The organism is Neisseria sp. HMSC073G10 (genome assembly GCF_001812605.1).
Classification (GTDB): Bacteria; Pseudomonadota; Gammaproteobacteria; order Burkholderiales; family Neisseriaceae; genus Neisseria; species Neisseria subflava_A.
The window spans coordinates 1-219 of record NZ_KV809547.1; the positions used below are offsets into that span (position 1 = coordinate 1).

Below are 219 nucleotides of genomic sequence, written 5' to 3' on the forward strand. Positions count from 1 at the left end.
ATCCACACCGGTATCGACACCGAAACTGCGGATCAACACTCAGGCCGTCTGAAAAACAGCTTCGACAAAGACGCGGTGGCCAAAGAGATCAACCTGCAAAGGGAAGTAACGCAGGAGTTCGGTAAAAACGCCGCCCAAACCACAGCAGCCGTTTCCGACAAACTCGGCAATACCCAAAGTTACGAACGGTATCAGGCAGCCAAAACCCTGCTGGAGGCC

The 219-nt window shown here is 53.9% G+C and carries 1 pseudogene; it reads left to right on the forward strand.

The window, feature by feature from the left end:
• A pseudogene (locus tag HMPREF2865_RS11375) lies at window positions 1-219 on the forward strand (PspA); the annotation flags it as partial.